Source organism: Gimesia fumaroli, from assembly GCF_007754425.1.
Classification (GTDB): domain Bacteria; phylum Planctomycetota; class Planctomycetia; order Planctomycetales; family Planctomycetaceae; genus Gimesia; species Gimesia fumaroli.
On sequence record NZ_CP037452.1, the window covers coordinates 2,903,700 to 2,921,101 of the forward strand.

Genomic DNA, 17,402 nt, shown 5'->3' on the forward strand with positions numbered 1-17,402 from the left:
GAGCGCTTTCATGTATGAATTCAGGAGAACATTAATCCCTTGTGGGTTGTTGCTGCTGTGTGCCGCGATCATGGGCTGTGATTCGCAGACGGAGCAGTCACAAAAGACAAGCGATGCGAAACCGGAAAGCAAAAAACCGAAGATCGCGTTGATTATGAAATCGCTGGCGAACGATTTCTTCTCGACGATGGCCAAAGGAGCCGAGACGCATCAGCAGGCACACAGCGACGATTACGAACTGGTGGTCAACGGCATCAAGGATGAACGGGACTTGAGCCGTCAGGTGGCGCTGGTGGAAGAGATGGTGGCCAATGGCGTCGATGCGATTGTGATTGCACCCGCCGATTCGAAAGCGCTGGTGCCGGCGCTCCGGCGGGCACGCGAAGCGGGTGTGGTCGTGATTAATATCGATAATAAACTGGATGAAGAGATTCTGGCGACGGAGAAAATTGAGATCCCGTTTGTCGGTCCCGATAACAAAGCGGGTGCGAAAAAGGTAGGCGACTATCTGGCGTCGAAGTTGAAAGCCGGCGATGAAGTGATCGTGCTGGAAGGGATTCGGACTTCGTTTAACGGCACACAACGAAGGCTCGGCTTCGAAGAAGCGATGAAAGCAGCCGATATCAAGATTGCCGACAGTCAGTCGGCCCAGTGGGAGATGAGCATGGCGAACACGCTGGCGCTGTCGATGCTCAGCGAACATCCCAACGTGAAAGCGATCCTGGCGGCGAACGACAGCATGGCGCTGGGGGCGCTCGCGGCGGTCAAGAATAATGGCAAAGCGGGGGAAGTCGCGGTGGTCGGTTTTGATAATATCGCCGCCGTGCAGCAGGCGATTAAAGAGGGACAGATCCTGGCGACCGCCGACCAGCACGGCGACCAGCTGGCGGTGTTCGGCATTGAATACGCGCTGAATCTGCTCAAAGATCCCAACGCGAAACTGGAAGATCGGGAAACGCCCGTCGATCTGGTGACGGCTGAGGATCTGAAATGACGGTGGAAACGCAGTCGCTACGGTTTGCAGCGCAACACCTTTCGAAAGACTACGTCGTGCGGGTGCTGGATGATGTGTCGTTCGAACTTCGCGCAGGGGAAATTCACGCGCTGTTGGGGGCCAATGGAGCCGGGAAAAGTACGCTGTGCAAAATCATTGCCGGTCTAACACCGGCGACGGAAGGGAGTATGCAGCTGAACGGCGCACCCTACTCTCCCGCGGACAAACGGTTTGCGGAGTCGTGCGGCGTGCAGATTGTGCAGCAGGAACTGAATCTAATTCCGACGCTCTCGGTTGCCGAGAACTTGTTACTAGGACGGTATCCCCAGCGGTGGGGCGTTATTGATCGCCGGGAATTGCATCAGCGGGCGCGGGCGGCGCTGGATCGATTTGGCTTGAGTGACATTCGCACCGATCAAAGTGCCGGGAGCCTGGGCGTGGGACAGCAACAGATGCTGGAGATCGCGGCGGCTCTGGACCGGAAGTGTGAGCTGTTGATTCTGGATGAGCCGACCGCGGCGCTGAGTGCAGGTGAAACCGAACGACTGTTTGCCCGGCTGGATGAACTGCGTTCTCAGGGTGTGGGAATCATTTATATCAGCCATCGCCTGGATGAAATTGCACGCATCGCCGATCGGTTGACGGTGCTGCGGGATGGGAAATATGTGAGCATGCATGCGGTGAGTGAATTTGAACCGATCGAGCGGGTCGTCGATCTGATGACGGGAGAAACCCAGGCGGTTGAGCACGCGCTCGCGGAGCATACGAGCCGAGCGACGGCGCGAACGATGATTCGTATGCAAGGACTGAGCGGAGGCCCGGTGAAGGATGTTAGTTTCTCCGTTCATGCGGGCGAACGCTATGGCATTGCTGGTCTGGTGGGTGCGGGACGGACCGAACTGCTGCGATTACTGTTTGGCGCGGATCGGGTGGAACGCGGGGAACTGTATCTGCGCGACGAGACAACGCCGCGCCGGTTTCGTCATCCCCATGAGGCAGTGGAAGCGAAGCTGGCGATGGTGACGGAGGATCGCAAGCAGAACGGGCTCTTACTTTCACAGTCGATCCGCGTGAATACGACGCTGACGAGCCTGGATCTGCTGACCGGTGCGACGGGTGTCATCAATCGACGCCAGGAAGCAGCGGTGGTCGAAGCGGAGCGCACACGTCTGCAGATCCACGCGCGGGACATTGAACAGAGTGTGGGTACATTGAGCGGCGGGAATCAGCAGAAGGTGGCGGTGGCGAAGTGGCTGTTGAAGGAGGCGGATGTGTTTTTGTTCGACGAGCCGACGCGGGGAATCGATGTTGCAGCGCGGCGGAACATTCATCAGTTGTTTGATCAACTGGCCGCGCAAGGCAAGGCGCTGATTATCGTCAGCAGCGATCTCGAGGAACTGTTCGAGACCTGCGACCGGATCGGCGTGATGTCGGCGGGGCGACTGGTGAGTGAATACGCACGCGCAGACTGGTCGTACGACGCCATTATGCAGGATTGCTTTTCAGGATATTCCACTCAAGAGAGAACGACTGTTTCAGGATCAACGCCATGACGGACTCCCCTGCCCCTGTTGTTGAAATCAGTGCCAAGCCGCGCGGCGGACTGACGTATTCGGTCTTTCAATACGCGGGCCTGCTCGGCGTGTTGGTGTTGCTGGTGCTGATCTTCAGTCTGATGAGCAACAATTTTCTCTCGAAGCAGACGCTGGTCACGGTGGCGAATAATATTCCGGATCTGTTAGTGATTTCGGTCGGGATGACGCTGGTGCTGATCATCGGTGGCATTGATCTTTCCGTCGGTTCACTGCTGGCGCTGTCGTCGGCGGTGCTGGGCGTCTGCATGGTCGACTGGGGCTGGTCGCTGTGGGCGGCGGTGCCGGTCTGTCTGGGCGTGGGGGCGCTGTGTGGGATGCTCAACGGCGTGATCAGCGTGAAGGCGGGCATTCCGTCGTTCATCGTGACGCTGGGCATGCTGGAGATGGCCCGCGGCAGTGCGTACCTCTTGACCGATTCGCAGACGAAGTACATCGGCTCCTCCATTGAATGGATCGGCGTGCCTGTGAAAGGTTTTCTATTCTCCCCCGCGTTTTTGCTGGCACTGGTGATTGTGGCGGTGGGACAATATCTGCTGACGCGCACGGTCTTCGGTCGCTATTGCGTGGCGATTGGAACGAATGCGGAAGCAGTGCGGATGTCGGGCATTCGAACGGCCCCCTGCTCGATTATCGTGTTTACGATCAGCGGCCTGCTTTGCGGCCTGGCGGGCGTGATGCAGACCTCACGACTTTCCACAGCCGACCCGAACGCAGCGGTGGGTTTGGAACTCTCGGCCATCGCCGCTTGTGTAATCGGCGGCACCAGCCTGATGGGGGGCCGGGGTTCGGTGATCAATACGTTCTTCGGCGTACTGATCATCGCGGTCCTGCAGACCGGCCTGGCACAGATCGGGGCGACCGATCCGATCAAACGTGTGATTACGGGCGCGGTGATTATCGTCGCGGTGCTACTCGATGCAGCCCGGCAGCGGTGGAAACGACGCGGGTGAGCTGTTGTTTTTTGCTACCATGAAAAGCACGAAATGGCACGAAAAGGTTTGTTGTTCCGTTGCTGGCTCTTCTCACTGTTGGGCAAGCCAACAGTGCCACCCTATGAGTATTGGGCTTGTAATATTAGTCTATTTGTTCGGGATTAAGTTTGGCTCTTAGAAAACTCTTTGTCCTTAAAAACGTTTACAGTCACATTCTTACTCAGTAATCTTGTTACTGGTTTTTTACACAATGATGATTTAAGTTCGGAGTAGGAATTCTGAGAGAATAATGTCTGTAAGTCACAAGAAGCGTTTGAGTTCCATCATGTTTTGATAGAAGCTCGCCTAAGAGAACTTACCTTTTAAATTAACCGTTCGTTTAATATGGGGTGGCACTGTTGGCTCGTCCAACAGTGTTCGAATTCAGCTCCCTTCGCTGATCAAATTCATAAGAAAAACAGTTTGTCAAAGAAGCATTTCTGGTACAGAAAATGACAAAGAATCGAAAACAGATCAGGCATTATCATGAACCGGGGGACTGCCATGAGTTGACGTTTTCGTGTTATCAGAACAAAACTCTCTTAAACAACGTTGACTGGAATCTGATGTTATGCCAGTCAATTGATCGAGCGCTCGTTCGTTATGATCTGGGCCTGATCGCGTTTGTGATTATGCCAAACCATGTGCATCTGCTGGTTTATCCTAAACAGCAGGAGTGCCAGATTGATCGGTTTCTGTCTGCTGCCAAACGTCCATTTTCGTATCGGATCAAGCAATTGTTGGCGCAGGCAGAAGATCCTTTGCTGGATGAATTGATGATTCGGGATCGACCTGGAAACACGACTTTTCGATTCTGGCAGGAAGGGGCCGGGTACGATCGCAATCTTTCGTCTCGGAAAGTGGTCGAAGCTTCAATTAGCTATATTCATCTTAATCCTGTGAGAAAGGGGCTGGTGGACCAGGCACGTGACTGGAAGTGGTCCAGTGCACGCTGGTATGAAAGTGAAGGGCAAATTGTGGATTCGGATTTGCCTGTTATTTCAGGTTTGTCTTGGGATTTCTTTGAAGCCAGTTAGATGTAAGTTAAGTGTATTGTGAGCTGGTTCTCATCACTGTTGGACGAGCCAACTGTGCCACCCCGGGACGTCTAATAATCATTCAAACTGGAACGAATACAGATCCGCGTCTTTGAGTTTGATTTTTAGTTTGACTGGTTGGCCGGCCAGCTTGCTCACGTCAGAACCATTCTTCCAGTGGACAGGGCGGGAGATGGTGTCGCCGAAGAGTTCGGTGCAGTCGGCTTCGGTGAAACCTTCGATCGGTTTTCCTTTGGGGGTTTGCAGTTCGACGGTGATGCCGCCGGCGGCGGAAGTGGAGAAGTTGAGCTTGAGCTCTTTCCCCGTGAAGGTGATCGGTTTTGTGGTGATCTCGCCTCCCTTGAGCGGTGCATTGATGGAAACGAAGCCGTCGATCCGCATTGTGTAGCGGCGGAGTTTGCTCCCCTTGCCCGTCCAGTAGCCTTCGGTGGCGTACAAGGAGATTTCGTTGGGGGCGCCTGCGGTATCTGATTTCGTTTTGACTAACTGCCAGGCGATGTATTGATGGCCGTAGTTCCAGGTGTCTTTACGTTCGATGCCGGGACGCAGGAAGGCTTCGGGCCAGCGTTTAAAGTTCACGCCGTCGCGGCTGGTCATGAAGAGGCCTTCGGTAATCGCCATGCCGTACCGGTTGGAGATCGAGGAACGCATTTTACGATGCTTCAATTCGGGCAGTGCTTCCATCGATTTCGACCAGCCCCGTTCGATGTAGCGTGTGGGAAAGCCGACGAGGATGTGCGGCGCGCGGTAGTAGGGTTTGATCTGGTTGGTGTAAAGCTGCTCGGGTGGTGCGTCGCCGTACTTCAGATCTTGCGGTTTGCTCCAGGTGAGGAGGTCGTCGGAAGTCGCGGTGCGGATATCGCGCAGGCCGGATGGCTTCCAGTTTTTTTCATTGGTTGTGCCTTTGGTGAAGTAGCGCCAGTAGGCGCGATATTGTCTGGTGGCAGGGTCCCAGAAGGCGAGGTTTTCCGAATCGAAGGCGCCGTCGGTGATGACCGGCTTTTCCGAAAGCAACGACCAGTGGATGCCGTCGTGGGATTTGAGAACCAGTAAGCCGTGCGGGCCGCGAGAGCGGAGAATGGCTTTGTATTTTGCGTCAGCAGGACAGGCGGGATTTTCGTCTTTGAAGACGGCGGGATGGACGGGGTCGGGCTTGGCGGATTTCATCCAGTCGCGATAAGCTTTGCCGATGACGATGTTATTGTGTTTGTCGCCGGAACCGGGAGGAAATGAGAAGAGTCCCAGGTCGGGGCGTTTCCAGTGAATGCCGTCGTCACTCTCGGCGTAGCAGGTGAAGTTGCTGTGATTGGGGCCGAGCTTCTTTTCCTGCACGTCGAGATTCCAGGCTTTGTAATACATACGATATTTGTCGCCGTCTTTGAAGATGCTCTGATAGCCGCAGCCGGTGCCTTCCCAGGGTTTGTCGTAAGTGAAGACGATTTCTTTGGGCGTGGGGTGATGTAGTTCGAAGCGGGCAGTTTCGCTGCGGGATTCGATCAGCGTGTCGTCGACCAACAGTTCGAGCCGTGAGCCGATATCGATGGGTTCTGCTGCGAAACTGGTGGCGGTGGTGAGCAGGCTCAGGGAGAAACAGACGAGGAAAACGAGGCGGGCATTGCGTGGCATGGTGTTGATCCTGTGCTTGAGTATGTGTGAGCATCTTTATTCTAACCAGATTTTCTGCGGGAATGAAAGTCTGTGGTGGGGACCACGAAGGAGTACAAACGATTTATTTTCTACCACGAAAGACATGAAAAATCACGAACGGTTGTGTTGTTGGAAGCTGGTTCTGAGCACTGTTGGGCAAGCCAATAGTGACACCCGGTGTATCGATGTGGTTTGTGTGTTGAGTGGGGGAGGTGATTCTGGTTCCATTCCGAGCTTGATACAACGACGATCATCATCCGTCGGACAGGCACATAGACCTGCCCCTACCTCGGTCAGTACAAAATTGTGAAAAAAGGGTGAACCTGATGTGGGTGACCTTGTCGTATAATATACACTAAGGTAGGATGAGGAAGAATTAATCAGAATAGAAAAAAGAATGAGAAAGGATTGTTGAAATGAAAAGTCGATCAGGACGTGCTTCGCTGGCGAAGACGACGCTGCAGGTGATGGAGGTAGGTCAGTATGTGAATCCGCAGGGGGAATCGGTGGCGATTGCTGCGGAGATGGAAGCCTGCAAGGCGGGGTCGGAGTATTTTGAGCCGGGACAACTGGAACAGTTGCGGGATGAAGTAGCAGCGGTGCCCTGCCCCTTTGAAGAAACCCGTTTTGAACTGGTGAATGAAACGACGCTGGAAGGTGCCCGGGCGCTGGCTGCTGAGGAGACGGGTCGGATTGGTGTGTTGAACTTTGCGTCGGCCAAGAATCCGGGGGGCGGATTTCTGGGAGGGAGCCAGGCCCAAGAAGAGAGTCTGGCACGAAGTTCGGCCCTCTATGGTTCGCTGAATCTGTTTCATGAGGAATACTATGAGACGCATCGTAAGTTGCGGGATGCGTTTTACTCGGACCGGATGATATACTCGCCCGGCTGTCCGGTGTTTCGTGATGATGCGGGTGCGTTTCTGGAAGCCAGTTACGAGGTGGATTTTCTGACGAGTGCCGCCCCGAATGCGGGAGCGATTCAGAAACAGCGGCCGTTGATGGTGGCGGAAATTCCGGGAATATTTCAGAGACGAATGGATAAGGTGCTGGCATTGTTCGCGGCAAAGGGCTGTGATACGCTGGTACTGGGGGCCTGGGGCTGTGGCGTGTTTCGCAACTGTCCTCAGATGGTGGCTGCGAGTTTTGCGGAGTTTCTGAAACCAGGTGGATCCTATCATGGCCGGTTCCGACGTGTACGGTTCTCGGTGCTGGATCGTACGGAAACAGAGCCGATTTATGGGGCGTTTGCGGAGTGTTTTGCTACTGCGATCGAGACGAGCTGATAGGGAGGTTGTGTTATTTGACGCTGTTTTCAAGCACTGTTGGGCAAGCCAACAGTTGTGCCTTGGCGGACTGTTTTGCTACCACGAAAAGCACGAAATGACACGAAAATTAGAGTGGGTTGGATTCTGATACTGTTCTTCGATATCGAAAGAGCGAATTTCATGTTTAATGATGGTCATGGTACAATCCTGAAATATGTCTGGGAATTTTACTTTGCAGACGGGGCGCCGCGACTTTCCGAAATCAGCGGGAAGATGACTGAAATCACATCGCTGCCAGTGCGGGGGACTGGAAGGGATACAGTCGAGCCTGTTGAGTTTTCTACAGACCTTTCATTTGAGTGTGTTTCTGATGTGAAGGTGCATCTTTATACTCACAACTCTCAACAGCGGAATACAGAATCAGACCGTTTCAGTGTTGAACGAGGTCAATTCATTAAACTCAAAGGAACTAAAACCGACTCAACTCTGTTGTGGACCACCATATTGGCTCTGGAAGCGCTGGGAGGAGTCGATACATCTGCGAATCTTGATGAAGATCGAAGTGAGCGAGGCAGGAAGCAGCGCCAGAAATACAACTATCGGATTAGCGAGGCCGAGTTACTGAAACGCCATCGCAAAACACGTTTCTGGAGTCGGGTTTTGTTTCTGATTTTGATATTATTATCACCGGTTCTACTACTTTGGATGATCTGCTTGAGTTTGTGGGAGGGAATTCGAAAGTGATTTATTTGCATTCATGAAAAGCACGCAATGAGACAAATTATCGTGTTGTTCGACGCTGGTTCTCATCACTGTTGGGCAAGCCAACAGAGCCACCCAATCGAGTCTTTCTGGAGTAGTGTGTGGGATGTAAGCCAGGTATGATGTTGGTTCTTAGAGTCTGTTCTGGTTTCGCAGTGATGAAGGAGATTTCATGAGTCGTGCTTTGCTGGTGATTGATGTGCAGAATGAGTATTTTACGGGAGCGCTGCCGATAACTTATCCGGCGGGGCATCTGGAACGGATCCTGGAGGCGATGGACGGGGCGATGGCTAAACAGGTGCCGGTGATTGTGGTGCAGCATCATTTTACTGATCCCGCCAAGCCATTCTTTCAGAAAGGGACGTCGGGCTGGGAACTGCATCCGGAAGTGGCGCGGCGGCCGCATGATCTGCTGGTAGAGAAAGAGTTGCCGGGCTGCTTCACCGGGACGGAACTGGAAATGTGGCTCCGGGAGCAAAAGATCGATACGCTCACGATCGGCGGTTACATGACACATATGTGTTGTGATACGACGGCCCGGCAGGCCGTGCATCGCGGGTTTACGGTTGAATTTCTGAGCGATGCGACGGGCACGCTGGCCTTGTCGAACTCAGCCGGCGACGTCACCGATGAAGAACTGCAACGTTCCATTCTATGTGCGCAGCAGATGATGCTGAGTGAAGTGCTGGATGTGGAAACCTGGCTCAAACGGCTGTGAAAATAGCCTGTCAATCTTCTTTTTTCTGAAATAGGAATTCCCGCGATCTCGAAAATATTTTCTTAGAACCGATAGAGGATCTCATGTAAAATAGGCTTTAGACTTCTTTGATGACTCGATTAAGGAAGGAAAAGCCATGCAGACAGTAACCCCGGAACGAGTGGCGGCGAAATTAACGGAACTGAAGCTGGAGCTGTCGCCGGCGATATCCTATCGACTGGAGACGCTGTTTCCCCAGCTTGAGGGCTGGTTTGTGAATCGCAGGCTCAGGAAAAAATTCCAGCAAATACAAAAGCTGGAGCCTTTGCTGGCTGATTTGCTATTGGAGCACGAGGAAGTTCAACTGGTTCTGCACGGTAATCAGGGAACACTCGCAGATATCATACTGACAGGGTCTCTCTGGATTGGAACCACGTCCTGCACGGCTCTGGTTTTCACGAATCTACGCCTGTATTGTATTCGGACCGATGATCAAGACACTCCTCAGAAAACGTTCTGGTCGATTTACTACAGTCAGATTCACAATCTGCAACTCACACTATTTGGAAGTGCCAGATTTTCTCTGAAAGATGGACGAAGGCTATTATTTTCGGGCGTAATAAAAGAAGATTTAGATCGGATGCAGGCGACCGTTCAGGAAAACTGTGACCGGTTTCGGAATACAGGATTTGATCCCGCGGTCACACAGTCTCGCGAGCAGCTTTGTGGACACTGCTTCGATGTCATTCCCCCTGGTCTTTATGATTGTGAAAGTTGTGGGGCCACGTACTGGACGCCTTCCGAAGTCGGGATTCGCAGTTTTCTCTTCCCTTCCTGGGGGGACTTTGTGATGAAGCACGAGGTGCTGGCATTCATGGAACTCATTGGTTTTTGTCTGCTACTGTTATTCACGCTGACTTCGTTTTCCGAGGGGAAGTATGGGACAGGACTGGCGGTTTTCTTTCTGGCGAACCTGGCAGATGCTTTGATGAGCGTGCAAATTGCAACCCGAGCCTTACATCTGAAGTCGGTTCCTTCCTTCACAGATTTTCAAAATCAAAATGCGTTTGATTGGGAACAGGAGCGATCTGTGCAATTGGATCTCCGCTCGGATTATGCGGATTATCGGGTTGCGGCCTCTGCGGATGAGTTATGAAGCCTGCGCGGATCGTATTTCGTTGATTTGGTGATCCCCGCTGTTTTTCTGAGATGCGTCAACGGTTGACGCTTCCGATTCACGATAAAGAGTACACGGATGATTGTAATCCGGGCCTGTATTCTTGAGTTTTGTGTGTGGGGAGTTTTGCTGATGACTGTTTTACGACGCTGGGCTGCTCTGTTCATGATTGGGGGCACTCTGATCCTCCAGCAGAACGCTTTGCAGGGACAGACGATTAATCACAAATTAGAGCCTTATCTGAAATCGGGGAATCTGCCGGCTGTAGCGGCCGCGGTGGTCGAACGGGGTGTACTGACTGAATATGGTGCGGTCGGGACGCGGAAAATGGGTGCCGATATCCCGGTGACGATTTTTGACAAATTTCATCTGGGTTCCGATGGCAAAGCGATGACCGCGACGCTGGCGGGGATGATGATTGAAGAAGGCAAGCTGAAGTGGGATTCGACACTGGGCGACGTCTTTCCCGAATTGAAAAAATCCATGGCACCCGGCGTTGAGAAAGTAACGCTGGAGCAACTGCTGTCACATACGAGCGGCATGCGTGCCGACGATGAAAACCTGATGAAACTGCTGAAAGATTCGTTTGATGTCGACGGCGATTTGAACGACCAGCGGTACTGGCTGCTGAAAGAGTCGGTTAAGCTGCCTTTAGTGGCTGAACCTTCGAAGGCGTGGGCGTATAACAACCGCGGGTACACGATTGCGGGTGCGATGATTGAACGCGTCAGTGGCAAACCGTGGGACGAGTTGATTGTAGAACGCATTTTTGAGCCGTTCGAATTGACGACCGCCGGTCTGGGAACGCAGTCAACACTCGGAAAAATTGATGCTCCCCTGGGCCATGTGATACAAAAAGATGGCAAGGTCAAGTCGTATATGGCGGGGCCGAATGCCGATAATTCGATGATCCTCGGACCCGCGGGATGCGTGCATCTCTCGATTCTGGATTTTGCGACCTGGGCAGGCTGGAACGCCGGGAACGGGACGCGGATGCCTTGTAATATTGTCAAGCCGGAAATGGTGGAGAAAATTCATACTCCGGTGTTTACGATCAAAGGTGAAAATCGTCCGGGCACGCCGCCTGAAGGGAAATACGCACATGGATGGGGCTGGGTGACCGTCGACTGGGCACCGTATCCCCTGCTCTATCATGGCGGCTCAAACGGCAAGAACCTGGCGCAGGTCTGGATCGATAAGAAGAAGGACATTGCGATCGTCGTCATGACCAACATCGGCGGGCAGCAGGCCGATAACGCGTTGCGTGGAATTGCGAAAGAACTGTATGAGGAGGCCGTCGCACAGTATTAATTCATGCGGCTGACAACTGGGATTACATCTGGACTCTGCTCTCTCATCAATTGATGGGGGGGCGGAGTCTTGTTATAAGGTGGGGTGACTGACGCGGGATATTTTCTAAGACCACTTCTACCCGGAACGGCCGCACCATGTTGAATCCCATGTATTCTGATCACGCTGACGACTATGCGGCGGCGATTCGCAATAACAGCTATAACGCACATTACGAACGCCCTTCTCTATTGGCATTACTGCCTGATTTGAAAGAGAAAGCGGTAATCGATCTGGGCTGTGGGCCGGGCGTGTATGCGGAATATCTACTGAGCCAGGGAGCTCGCGTGACGGCCGTTGATCGTTCTCCGGAAATGGTGGCGCTGGTCAAACAGAACCTGGGTGAGGCGGTCGCTTGCTACGAGCAGGATCTGGTGTTGGGGCTGCCTCAGGAAGCGGACGGGGTGTATAATCTGGCGATCTGTCCTTTAGCGATTCATTACCTGGAAGATTTCACACCCCTGTTTCGTGATGTCCGGCGCGTCTTGAAGCCAGGCGGACTGTTTGTGTTTTCGACGCATCACCCGTTTGTCGACTATCCGTTCTCGCCCAGCGGCAATTATTTTCTGACGGAAAAGATCGTGGATGAGTGGGATACGGTCGGGCGGCCGGTGAAGGTGGAGTTTTATCGGCGGCCGCTGTCGGCGATCATTCAACCTGTGCTGGAAGCGGGCATGATGCTGGTGGCACTTTCCGAGGGGAAACCCGATCCGCAAATGGAACAAACTGACCCGGACAGCTTTCGAAAGCTGTCGACGGAACCGGGATTTCTGTTTGTGAAGTGTCAAGCGATGTAATTCAATGTGGCATCATATTGTGCGGTCTGTATGTTTGCACATCGGGCATGCAGTCCGTATTATTGAAATACGGTTGGACCTGTGTGTTTTGACAAGGTCGGGACGGTTGCTGAATTTATACTCGCCTTTCAATCTTTTTTTTGACTTGATGTGGGGGCGTGGATCAGGATTGTCAGTCTCTGACAGATCGTTTTGCAGGTACCTGTGTTGTCAGAAAGCATGCGGAACCGGTCGGCCGTTCTGATATTCATTTTGCCTACTACACGGCTCTCTGCTTTTGCTATTTCTATCCGTGTGTGATTCCTCCCCGCGAGATAGTACAAGGTGAAGTCGGTTAAAAGTTTGATCCCGGTTTAGAAACGCTATGTTAGTATAGAAGCGAAATTACTGATATCAGAATCTGAATTAACGGAAATGGAAAAATGGACCCGGCAACAATTGGATTGATTGGTGCTGTTGGCGGCACATTGTTGGGAGTGCTGGGAGGCGTGTTTGGTGCCTGGAACGAACTCAGAAATACGAATGGGCCGCGGGAACGGGCTTATGTGAAAAAAATGGCCTTGCTGTATGTGATTGTGGTTTCGTCGTTTGTGGCACTGGTGTTTTTCTTGCCTGATCCCTGGAATCAGTATATTTGGCTGCCTTACGGGTTGTGGCTGACTTATACAATTCGTCGTAGCGCCCTCAAACAGCAGGCGATTCGTACGGCGGAGGTTAAGGGGGAATCTTTGCCACAGACTGAGGTGAAATGAAACGAACTCAAATCACCTCAGTGTTGTAATTCCGATAAACGCGGTTTATCCAAAGACCGGTTTCATACCCAGCGAGGAACGAATCGTGGCAAGTTGACCGTTATGGAAGAAGTCGTGATGCGCTAGTGTGTGCACTGCGGTGATCGCATTTTTGGCAATCGGTGCCACGGATTCGGGAGACGCTTCCCAGAGAGCATCTCCTGCCAGTGTTTCCGCCCAGTTGATAAACCGCGTGCGTGCCGTCTGCATACGGTCTAACAGTTCTTCCCGGTCCGGGTAGTCTGCAGGGTTATCGCTAGGGGTCGTTCCAAAGGCGAACAGTTCATGATGTCCCTCAGGCAGACTACCTGGTTCGTCGAGAAATGCTGAGGCGAACAAGTCGTCTGCGAATGCGAGGTGGCCCATGACCCACAGAGCGTGGTTTCCACCGCCGACTCTCACGTGCAGTTGATCATCTGCAAGGGTTTCCAGTAGAGCCAATACAAAATTTCGCGATTGATGCAGTTGTTCGATGGCGAGTTCGGTTATTGAGCATGTTTGTTGTTGCGTTGTCATTACGAATCTCCTGAGCGGGGTTTAAAGAAAGTTGTTTAATCTGTTTTCAAGTTGCGGTTATTAAGTCGTCTGTTGGGCCCGTTGTTTTATTTGTTCCAGGATATGTTCCCAGCCGGGCACAACGTGCTCCGCATGTGACGGATCGATATTGCCCGTGGCGCGATGCAGGAACTCGAGTGTCGTCGTGTCTCCTGTTTCGACGAGGCGATATTGAATATGCGACATGACGGGATAGGACATAAACAGAGGGCCGGTGATTTCAATCAGAGTGGGGGACTTGATGACCTGCACGTGGCCCCACAAATGCCCTGCTCCTTCTCCTAGATCGCGATACCAGCGTCCGCCGGGCCAGGCTTCCAGTTTCATGGGGAGCGGTGTGCCATCCGGCATTGTGGAACCGGGGCCGAGTTGCTCGAGCAGCGCTTCAAATGTTGCTTGAACGGGCGCTGCGATTTCCAGTTTGCGTTCAATGTGTAAAGATGAGAGCGAATTGTCTGTCGCTAAAACCATGTGTCTTTACCCTTCTTTTTGTTTGCCGGGTTGTTTTTGTTCTGCCGCTTTCGCTTCCGCGACGGCTTTAATATTTGATAACTGGTGATCCCAGAAACGCTCGAATGTTTGTACCCATTCGTAAACAGGCTTGAGCTGGTTCGCATTCAGGCTGTACCAGCGGTGTTTGCCGTCTTGTCTTACATTCACGAGTTTCACCTCACGTAATACGCGAAGATGTTTGGAAATTTGCGGTTGCGCAACGCCGAGCAACTCAGCCAGGTCATTGACGGAACGTTCTTTTCCCGCCAGTTGATGGATGATGTCGCGTCGCCGTTTTTCGGCAATTGCATTAAAAGCGTCTGTCGTTGTGGGTGATCTTGGCATGTCGGTCATTCTATTCCCATATGGGAATATGTAAAGGGGCATTTTATAAAAAAATGATTTTCAATGCGAGTTGACTGATTTGGCTGACCTGTGTTGGGGTTAAGTGTGTGGCTGATGTTTTAGTCTCATGCACATGAGAGGATGGTATGTTGCTTCTGTTCTGAGATGGCGATGCAGGAGCTGAGACTGGCCTGTTTGTTCAACTTACGATTGTGGGTAAGATATGTGTGTGATTGAAAAAGATTCGATGCGTCTTGAATGTGATAGAGATTTCTGAATTTTACTGAGAAGAATTCGCACTCGATTACGAATGATTTGATAGCAGGCAGCACTAATTTGACAGGACAAGTGAAAACAGAAGACGAATTGTGACGAATAAATTGAAAGATTTACGAAACGTCAGTGATTGATTTCTGTATCGCATTCAATATTTATATTTCAAACGGCGGGAGTAAAACAGGCATGTTCGCTGCGAATGTTGTGTATGAGATTGGCTCCTGGCTCCTGTTGATCATGCAATGTGGGGCCTTACCTCTGGCTATGAGCTGGCCTGTGTTAAGAGGAAAAGGCTGGCTGGTGGCCTCGCTGTCGGTGTTGGTTCTGGCCGAGGTCTGTTCTCTGTTACTACGATGGTATCTGAATCATCCCGGAAATAATCTGATGGGACCGGAAGGCTATCGGCAGATGATGACTTATTCGTTTCTGATCAGCCTAATGACGCTGGTAGGCTGGGTTTTGTTTGTCGTGGCGCTCTCTCAGTTGCGTTCCCAATTGAGACAGTTAATATCACTCCTCAAAGTGGAACAAGGAGAAACCTGATGGACTTCATGCAGATCTGTGTGCTGGGGGGATTGATTCTGGTTGTCATTCTGACGCCCTGTATGATGGTGATGTTTATTAAGGATCTGTTTAGCCACAAAAGCAGAACAGGGTTAGGATCCGGCGGCGGTGGTGGAATCATTGGTGCGATGATGGAAATGGATCGAATCGTGAATCCCGCAGGGCAACATGTGCAGGAAGCGAAAGAAGTGGAACATGAAGAAGAAGGCATCGGCGGGGAATAAATGTTCGAAGATGAAAACCAAAGACTGGATTTATCTGGCTTTGTTGTTAATCCTGTCCTTTTTGCCGATCGTGGTCATTCCGTGGAGTGAACGGGCAGCATTGTCGCCGGACTCCTCGTTTCTGTTTTACTATCCCCTTTACCAGTGGGGACTCTTAGTAGCCGGGGTCTATATTCTATGGAGTTTCGTGAAAGCGGTTGACAACAAAGCGGGAAACCGCGCGTTGCTCTGGCTGCTGCCGGTTCTGATTTGGTTTGTGAGTACGTTTGTGGGATTCCGCATGAGCCGCGAGTCCCGGATGCAGGGGATGGCTGAGTTTGCCAAACGAAGTCAGACCTTGATTGCTGCGATCAAAGAGTTTGAACAGGATCAGGGACAGCCTCCCACAGCACTCACAAATCTGGTGCCTGCTTACTTGCCTGAAGTTCCCGAGACGGGAATGCCGGCTTACCCGGAATATGTTTATTACAGTGGGGATGAATCCCGGGAATGGTATGCCAATAATTCGTGGGTGCTGATTGTGAATACGCCCAGCGTGTTCTTGAACTGGGATCAGATGTTCTACTTTCCCCGTCAGAACTATGCTGATGTCCCTTTTAACGCGGGAGTGGAACGCGTGGGAGACTGGGCCTACAATCATGAGTGATGCACAATGTATGTGAATTTGCTAAAGTAGACTACAACGATTTCGTGAGATTTTTGCTTCTGGAGGCATTGTGGGTACGGATATTACTGCGTTTGTTGAAAAAAAATTTCGTGATGAGTCGCCCGGCTTTTCCGGCAGACCGGAAGAGCCTCCCTGGATATTGGGAAGGTTCTGGATGGGGCGGGATTATGATCTGTTCGACGCACTGGCGAACGGAAGGAGTGATCGGTTGGACCCCGCAGAGGTCGATCGACATGCCTTGATCCCTCCCCGCGGCATTCCGAGGGATCTCAGTTATGAAGTGGCGCTCGAATATTATGACCTGATGATCAACCCTGCTGATATCGATCCCCGAATTCCCGTTGGTTATCAGACTATTTCGAAATCAGAAGCGAAGCAGCGGGTCGAAGCAGGATTGGCCCATTATGGGAAAGTCGCTGCGTTCTGGCCGTACTCAGAGAAAACACCCTTGTGGAACGTGGTTTCAAAGCCGTACTTACATAATATGGGGTGGTTGACGCTCGAAGAGATCAAACAAGCCCTGGACCATTTCAAGTTGCCTTTAGATGACGTGGATATCGAGTTTCGGGCCTTGATGCAGGCCATGGAAGTATTCGATCAGGAATCAAGTCCGATGGAAGTGCGTTTGACTTTCTGGTTCGAGTCTTGAAAACAAGAGTGAGCATGACTCCCGAACAACTGGTTCAAACAACCGGACTTTTCTACCAAAGTCTGATCCATCCTGCTTTAGATGATCCGACGTTTCTGGCTGATCTAGATCGGTTCTGTCAGATGCGGGATAACCTGGATCGAGGTCTGGCACTGCAGCTGATTGAGGAAGTGAACTGGCGGGATCGCCTGCTGGGCTTTGCTGTGGCGGCGTTGCTTCAGGATTGGTCACTCTCATCCGCTATTCTGGAGACATTGCAGCGGCGACTCACAGGCATGGCTATTGTGCCCGCGGGCGCCTGGTTGGTAATTCAGCATCAACGTGTCCCGGAAGCGTCACCTGCACTCATTCTGACTCGGTTTGATCTGACTCTGTTTGACGGTGAAGTCGGTTGGGTTCTGACCCGATTGCAGGCGGTTCGTGAGGGAACTTTCTCCGTCGCAACAGAAGAGGCCGGGCCACACTCGGGACAGTCATTTCAGGACCAACTCGAACTCTATGAGTCACTCTGCGAATCTGCCTGATT

General features: G+C 52.1%; 20 protein-coding genes. 16 read left to right on the forward strand and 4 right to left on the reverse strand.

What is annotated here, in order from left to right; all coding sequences use genetic code 11:
• Positions 1-10: 10 nt before the first annotated feature.
• The 4 genes from Enr17x_RS11005 (at position 11) to Enr17x_RS11020 (ending at position 4,597) form a co-directional block, all read left to right on the forward strand.
• Positions 11-994, forward strand: coding sequence for a sugar ABC transporter substrate-binding protein (locus tag Enr17x_RS11005; protein ID WP_145308650.1), 984 nt, complete (start codon positions 11-13; stop codon positions 992-994).
• Positions 991-2,547 carry a sugar ABC transporter ATP-binding protein gene (locus Enr17x_RS11010; RefSeq protein ID WP_145308652.1) on the forward strand — a complete coding sequence of 519 codons (1,557 nt, stop codon included), beginning with the start codon at positions 991-993 and terminating at the stop codon, positions 2,545-2,547. The genes Enr17x_RS11005 and Enr17x_RS11010 overlap by 4 nt, the downstream gene beginning before the upstream one ends.
• The gene (locus Enr17x_RS11015; protein ID WP_198001100.1) at positions 2,544-3,539 is read left to right on the forward strand and encodes an ABC transporter permease; all 996 of its coding nucleotides are present in this window, start codon (positions 2,544-2,546) and stop codon (positions 3,537-3,539) included. The genes Enr17x_RS11010 and Enr17x_RS11015 overlap by 4 nt, the downstream gene beginning before the upstream one ends.
• A 473-nt stretch (positions 3,540-4,012) precedes the next feature.
• Positions 4,013-4,597: an REP-associated tyrosine transposase gene (locus Enr17x_RS11020; protein ID WP_145308654.1), complete on the forward strand. Its 585-nt coding sequence runs from the start codon at positions 4,013-4,015 to the stop codon at positions 4,595-4,597.
• 78 nt (positions 4,598-4,675) lie between these two features.
• On the opposite strand, the gene Enr17x_RS11025 is transcribed toward Enr17x_RS11020, so the two are convergent.
• Complete coding sequence (locus Enr17x_RS11025; protein ID WP_145308655.1) at positions 4,676-6,244, reverse strand: glycoside hydrolase family protein; 1,569 nt, start codon at positions 6,242-6,244, stop codon at positions 4,676-4,678.
• 437 nt (positions 6,245-6,681) lie between these two features.
• Here Enr17x_RS11025 and Enr17x_RS11030 point away from each other — a divergent pair, with 437 nt between their 5' ends.
• From Enr17x_RS11030 to Enr17x_RS11060, 7 genes are all read left to right on the forward strand, one after another.
• The gene (locus Enr17x_RS11030; protein ID WP_145308657.1) at positions 6,682-7,548 is read left to right on the forward strand and encodes a TIGR02452 family protein; all 867 of its coding nucleotides are present in this window, start codon (positions 6,682-6,684) and stop codon (positions 7,546-7,548) included.
• 162 nt (positions 7,549-7,710) lie between these two features.
• Complete coding sequence (locus Enr17x_RS11035; protein ID WP_145308659.1) at positions 7,711-8,274, forward strand: hypothetical protein; 564 nt, start codon at positions 7,711-7,713, stop codon at positions 8,272-8,274.
• Between the two features lie 190 nt (positions 8,275-8,464).
• Positions 8,465-9,010, forward strand: coding sequence for a cysteine hydrolase family protein (locus Enr17x_RS11040; RefSeq protein WP_145308661.1), 546 nt, complete (start codon positions 8,465-8,467; stop codon positions 9,008-9,010).
• A 136-nt stretch (positions 9,011-9,146) separates the two neighbouring features.
• The gene (locus Enr17x_RS11045) at positions 9,147-10,145 is read left to right on the forward strand and encodes a hypothetical protein (protein ID WP_145308663.1); all 999 of its coding nucleotides are present in this window, start codon (positions 9,147-9,149) and stop codon (positions 10,143-10,145) included.
• 153 nt (positions 10,146-10,298) lie between these two features.
• Positions 10,299-11,477, forward strand: a complete 1,179-nt coding sequence (locus Enr17x_RS11050; protein WP_232101019.1) for a serine hydrolase domain-containing protein — start codon at positions 10,299-10,301, stop codon at positions 11,475-11,477.
• Between the two features lie 137 nt (positions 11,478-11,614).
• Entirely contained in the window at positions 11,615-12,313 is a 699-nt protein-coding gene (locus tag Enr17x_RS11055) for a class I SAM-dependent DNA methyltransferase (RefSeq protein WP_145308665.1), read from the forward strand.
• Positions 12,314-12,735: 422 nt separating this feature from the next.
• Positions 12,736-13,065, forward strand: coding sequence for a hypothetical protein (locus tag Enr17x_RS11060; RefSeq protein ID WP_145308667.1), 330 nt, complete (start codon positions 12,736-12,738; stop codon positions 13,063-13,065).
• Positions 13,066-13,110: 45 nt separating this feature from the next.
• On the opposite strand, the gene Enr17x_RS11065 is transcribed toward Enr17x_RS11060, so the two are convergent.
• The 3 genes from Enr17x_RS11065 to Enr17x_RS11075 are packed head-to-tail and all read right to left on the reverse strand — an operon-like array spanning position 13,111 to position 14,496.
• Positions 13,111-13,620 (reverse strand): DinB family protein, encoded by a 510-nt coding sequence (locus Enr17x_RS11065; protein WP_145308669.1) that lies wholly within the window; start codon positions 13,618-13,620, stop codon positions 13,111-13,113.
• Positions 13,621-13,680: 60 nt separating this feature from the next.
• Entirely contained in the window at positions 13,681-14,130 is a 450-nt protein-coding gene (locus tag Enr17x_RS11070) for an SRPBCC family protein (RefSeq protein ID WP_145308671.1), read from the reverse strand.
• Between the two features lie 6 nt (positions 14,131-14,136).
• Complete coding sequence (locus tag Enr17x_RS11075) at positions 14,137-14,496, reverse strand: ArsR/SmtB family transcription factor (protein ID WP_232101020.1); 360 nt, start codon at positions 14,494-14,496, stop codon at positions 14,137-14,139.
• A 402-nt stretch (positions 14,497-14,898) separates the two neighbouring features.
• Here Enr17x_RS11075 and Enr17x_RS11080 point away from each other — a divergent pair, with 402 nt between their 5' ends.
• The 5 genes from Enr17x_RS11080 (at position 14,899) to Enr17x_RS11100 (ending at position 17,400) form a co-directional block, all read left to right on the forward strand.
• Positions 14,899-15,315 (forward strand): hypothetical protein, encoded by a 417-nt coding sequence (locus tag Enr17x_RS11080; protein ID WP_145308674.1) that lies wholly within the window; start codon positions 14,899-14,901, stop codon positions 15,313-15,315.
• Complete coding sequence (locus Enr17x_RS11085; RefSeq protein WP_145308676.1) at positions 15,315-15,560, forward strand: hypothetical protein; 246 nt, start codon at positions 15,315-15,317, stop codon at positions 15,558-15,560. The genes Enr17x_RS11080 and Enr17x_RS11085 overlap by 1 nt, the downstream gene beginning before the upstream one ends.
• Positions 15,532-16,206, forward strand: coding sequence for a hypothetical protein (locus Enr17x_RS11090; protein WP_145308678.1), 675 nt, complete (start codon positions 15,532-15,534; stop codon positions 16,204-16,206). The genes Enr17x_RS11085 and Enr17x_RS11090 overlap by 29 nt, the downstream gene beginning before the upstream one ends.
• A gap of 70 nt (positions 16,207-16,276) precedes the next feature.
• Entirely contained in the window at positions 16,277-16,876 is a 600-nt protein-coding gene (locus tag Enr17x_RS11095) for a hypothetical protein (RefSeq protein WP_145308680.1), read from the forward strand.
• Positions 16,877-16,890: 14 nt separating this feature from the next.
• Positions 16,891-17,400, forward strand: coding sequence for a hypothetical protein (locus Enr17x_RS11100; protein WP_145308682.1), 510 nt, complete (start codon positions 16,891-16,893; stop codon positions 17,398-17,400).
• Positions 17,401-17,402: the final 2 nt, after the last annotated feature.

What these genes read in the sequence shown, in the direction of transcription:
- Enr17x_RS11005 (WP_145308650.1), top strand. Translation starts at nt 11, where the DNA reads ATGTATGAATTCAGGAGAACATTAATCCCTTGTGGGTTGTTGCTGCTG.
- Enr17x_RS11010 (WP_145308652.1), top strand. Translation starts at nt 991, where the DNA reads ATGACGGTGGAAACGCAGTCGCTACGGTTTGCAGCGCAACACCTTTCG.
- Enr17x_RS11015 (WP_198001100.1), top strand. Translation starts at nt 2,544, where the DNA reads ATGACGGACTCCCCTGCCCCTGTTGTTGAAATCAGTGCCAAGCCGCGC.
- Enr17x_RS11020 (WP_145308654.1), top strand. Translation starts at nt 4,013, where the DNA reads ATGACAAAGAATCGAAAACAGATCAGGCATTATCATGAACCGGGGGAC.
- Enr17x_RS11025 (WP_145308655.1), bottom strand. Translation starts at nt 6,244, where the DNA reads ATGCCACGCAATGCCCGCCTCGTTTTCCTCGTCTGTTTCTCCCTGAGC.
- Enr17x_RS11030 (WP_145308657.1), top strand. Translation starts at nt 6,682, where the DNA reads ATGAAAAGTCGATCAGGACGTGCTTCGCTGGCGAAGACGACGCTGCAG.
- Enr17x_RS11035 (WP_145308659.1), top strand. Translation starts at nt 7,711, where the DNA reads ATGTTTAATGATGGTCATGGTACAATCCTGAAATATGTCTGGGAATTT.
- Enr17x_RS11040 (WP_145308661.1), top strand. Translation starts at nt 8,465, where the DNA reads ATGAGTCGTGCTTTGCTGGTGATTGATGTGCAGAATGAGTATTTTACG.
- Enr17x_RS11045 (WP_145308663.1), top strand. Translation starts at nt 9,147, where the DNA reads ATGCAGACAGTAACCCCGGAACGAGTGGCGGCGAAATTAACGGAACTG.
- Enr17x_RS11050 (WP_232101019.1), top strand. Translation starts at nt 10,299, where the DNA reads ATGACTGTTTTACGACGCTGGGCTGCTCTGTTCATGATTGGGGGCACT.
- Enr17x_RS11055 (WP_145308665.1), top strand. Translation starts at nt 11,615, where the DNA reads ATGTTGAATCCCATGTATTCTGATCACGCTGACGACTATGCGGCGGCG.
- Enr17x_RS11060 (WP_145308667.1), top strand. Translation starts at nt 12,736, where the DNA reads ATGGACCCGGCAACAATTGGATTGATTGGTGCTGTTGGCGGCACATTG.
- Enr17x_RS11065 (WP_145308669.1), bottom strand. Translation starts at nt 13,620, where the DNA reads ATGACAACGCAACAACAAACATGCTCAATAACCGAACTCGCCATCGAA.
- Enr17x_RS11070 (WP_145308671.1), bottom strand. Translation starts at nt 14,130, where the DNA reads ATGGTTTTAGCGACAGACAATTCGCTCTCATCTTTACACATTGAACGC.
- Enr17x_RS11075 (WP_232101020.1), bottom strand. Translation starts at nt 14,496, where the DNA reads ATGCCAAGATCACCCACAACGACAGACGCTTTTAATGCAATTGCCGAA.
- Enr17x_RS11085 (WP_145308676.1), top strand. Translation starts at nt 15,315, where the DNA reads ATGGACTTCATGCAGATCTGTGTGCTGGGGGGATTGATTCTGGTTGTC.
- Enr17x_RS11090 (WP_145308678.1), top strand. Translation starts at nt 15,532, where the DNA reads ATGAAGAAGAAGGCATCGGCGGGGAATAAATGTTCGAAGATGAAAACC.
- Enr17x_RS11100 (WP_145308682.1), top strand. Translation starts at nt 16,891, where the DNA reads ATGACTCCCGAACAACTGGTTCAAACAACCGGACTTTTCTACCAAAGT.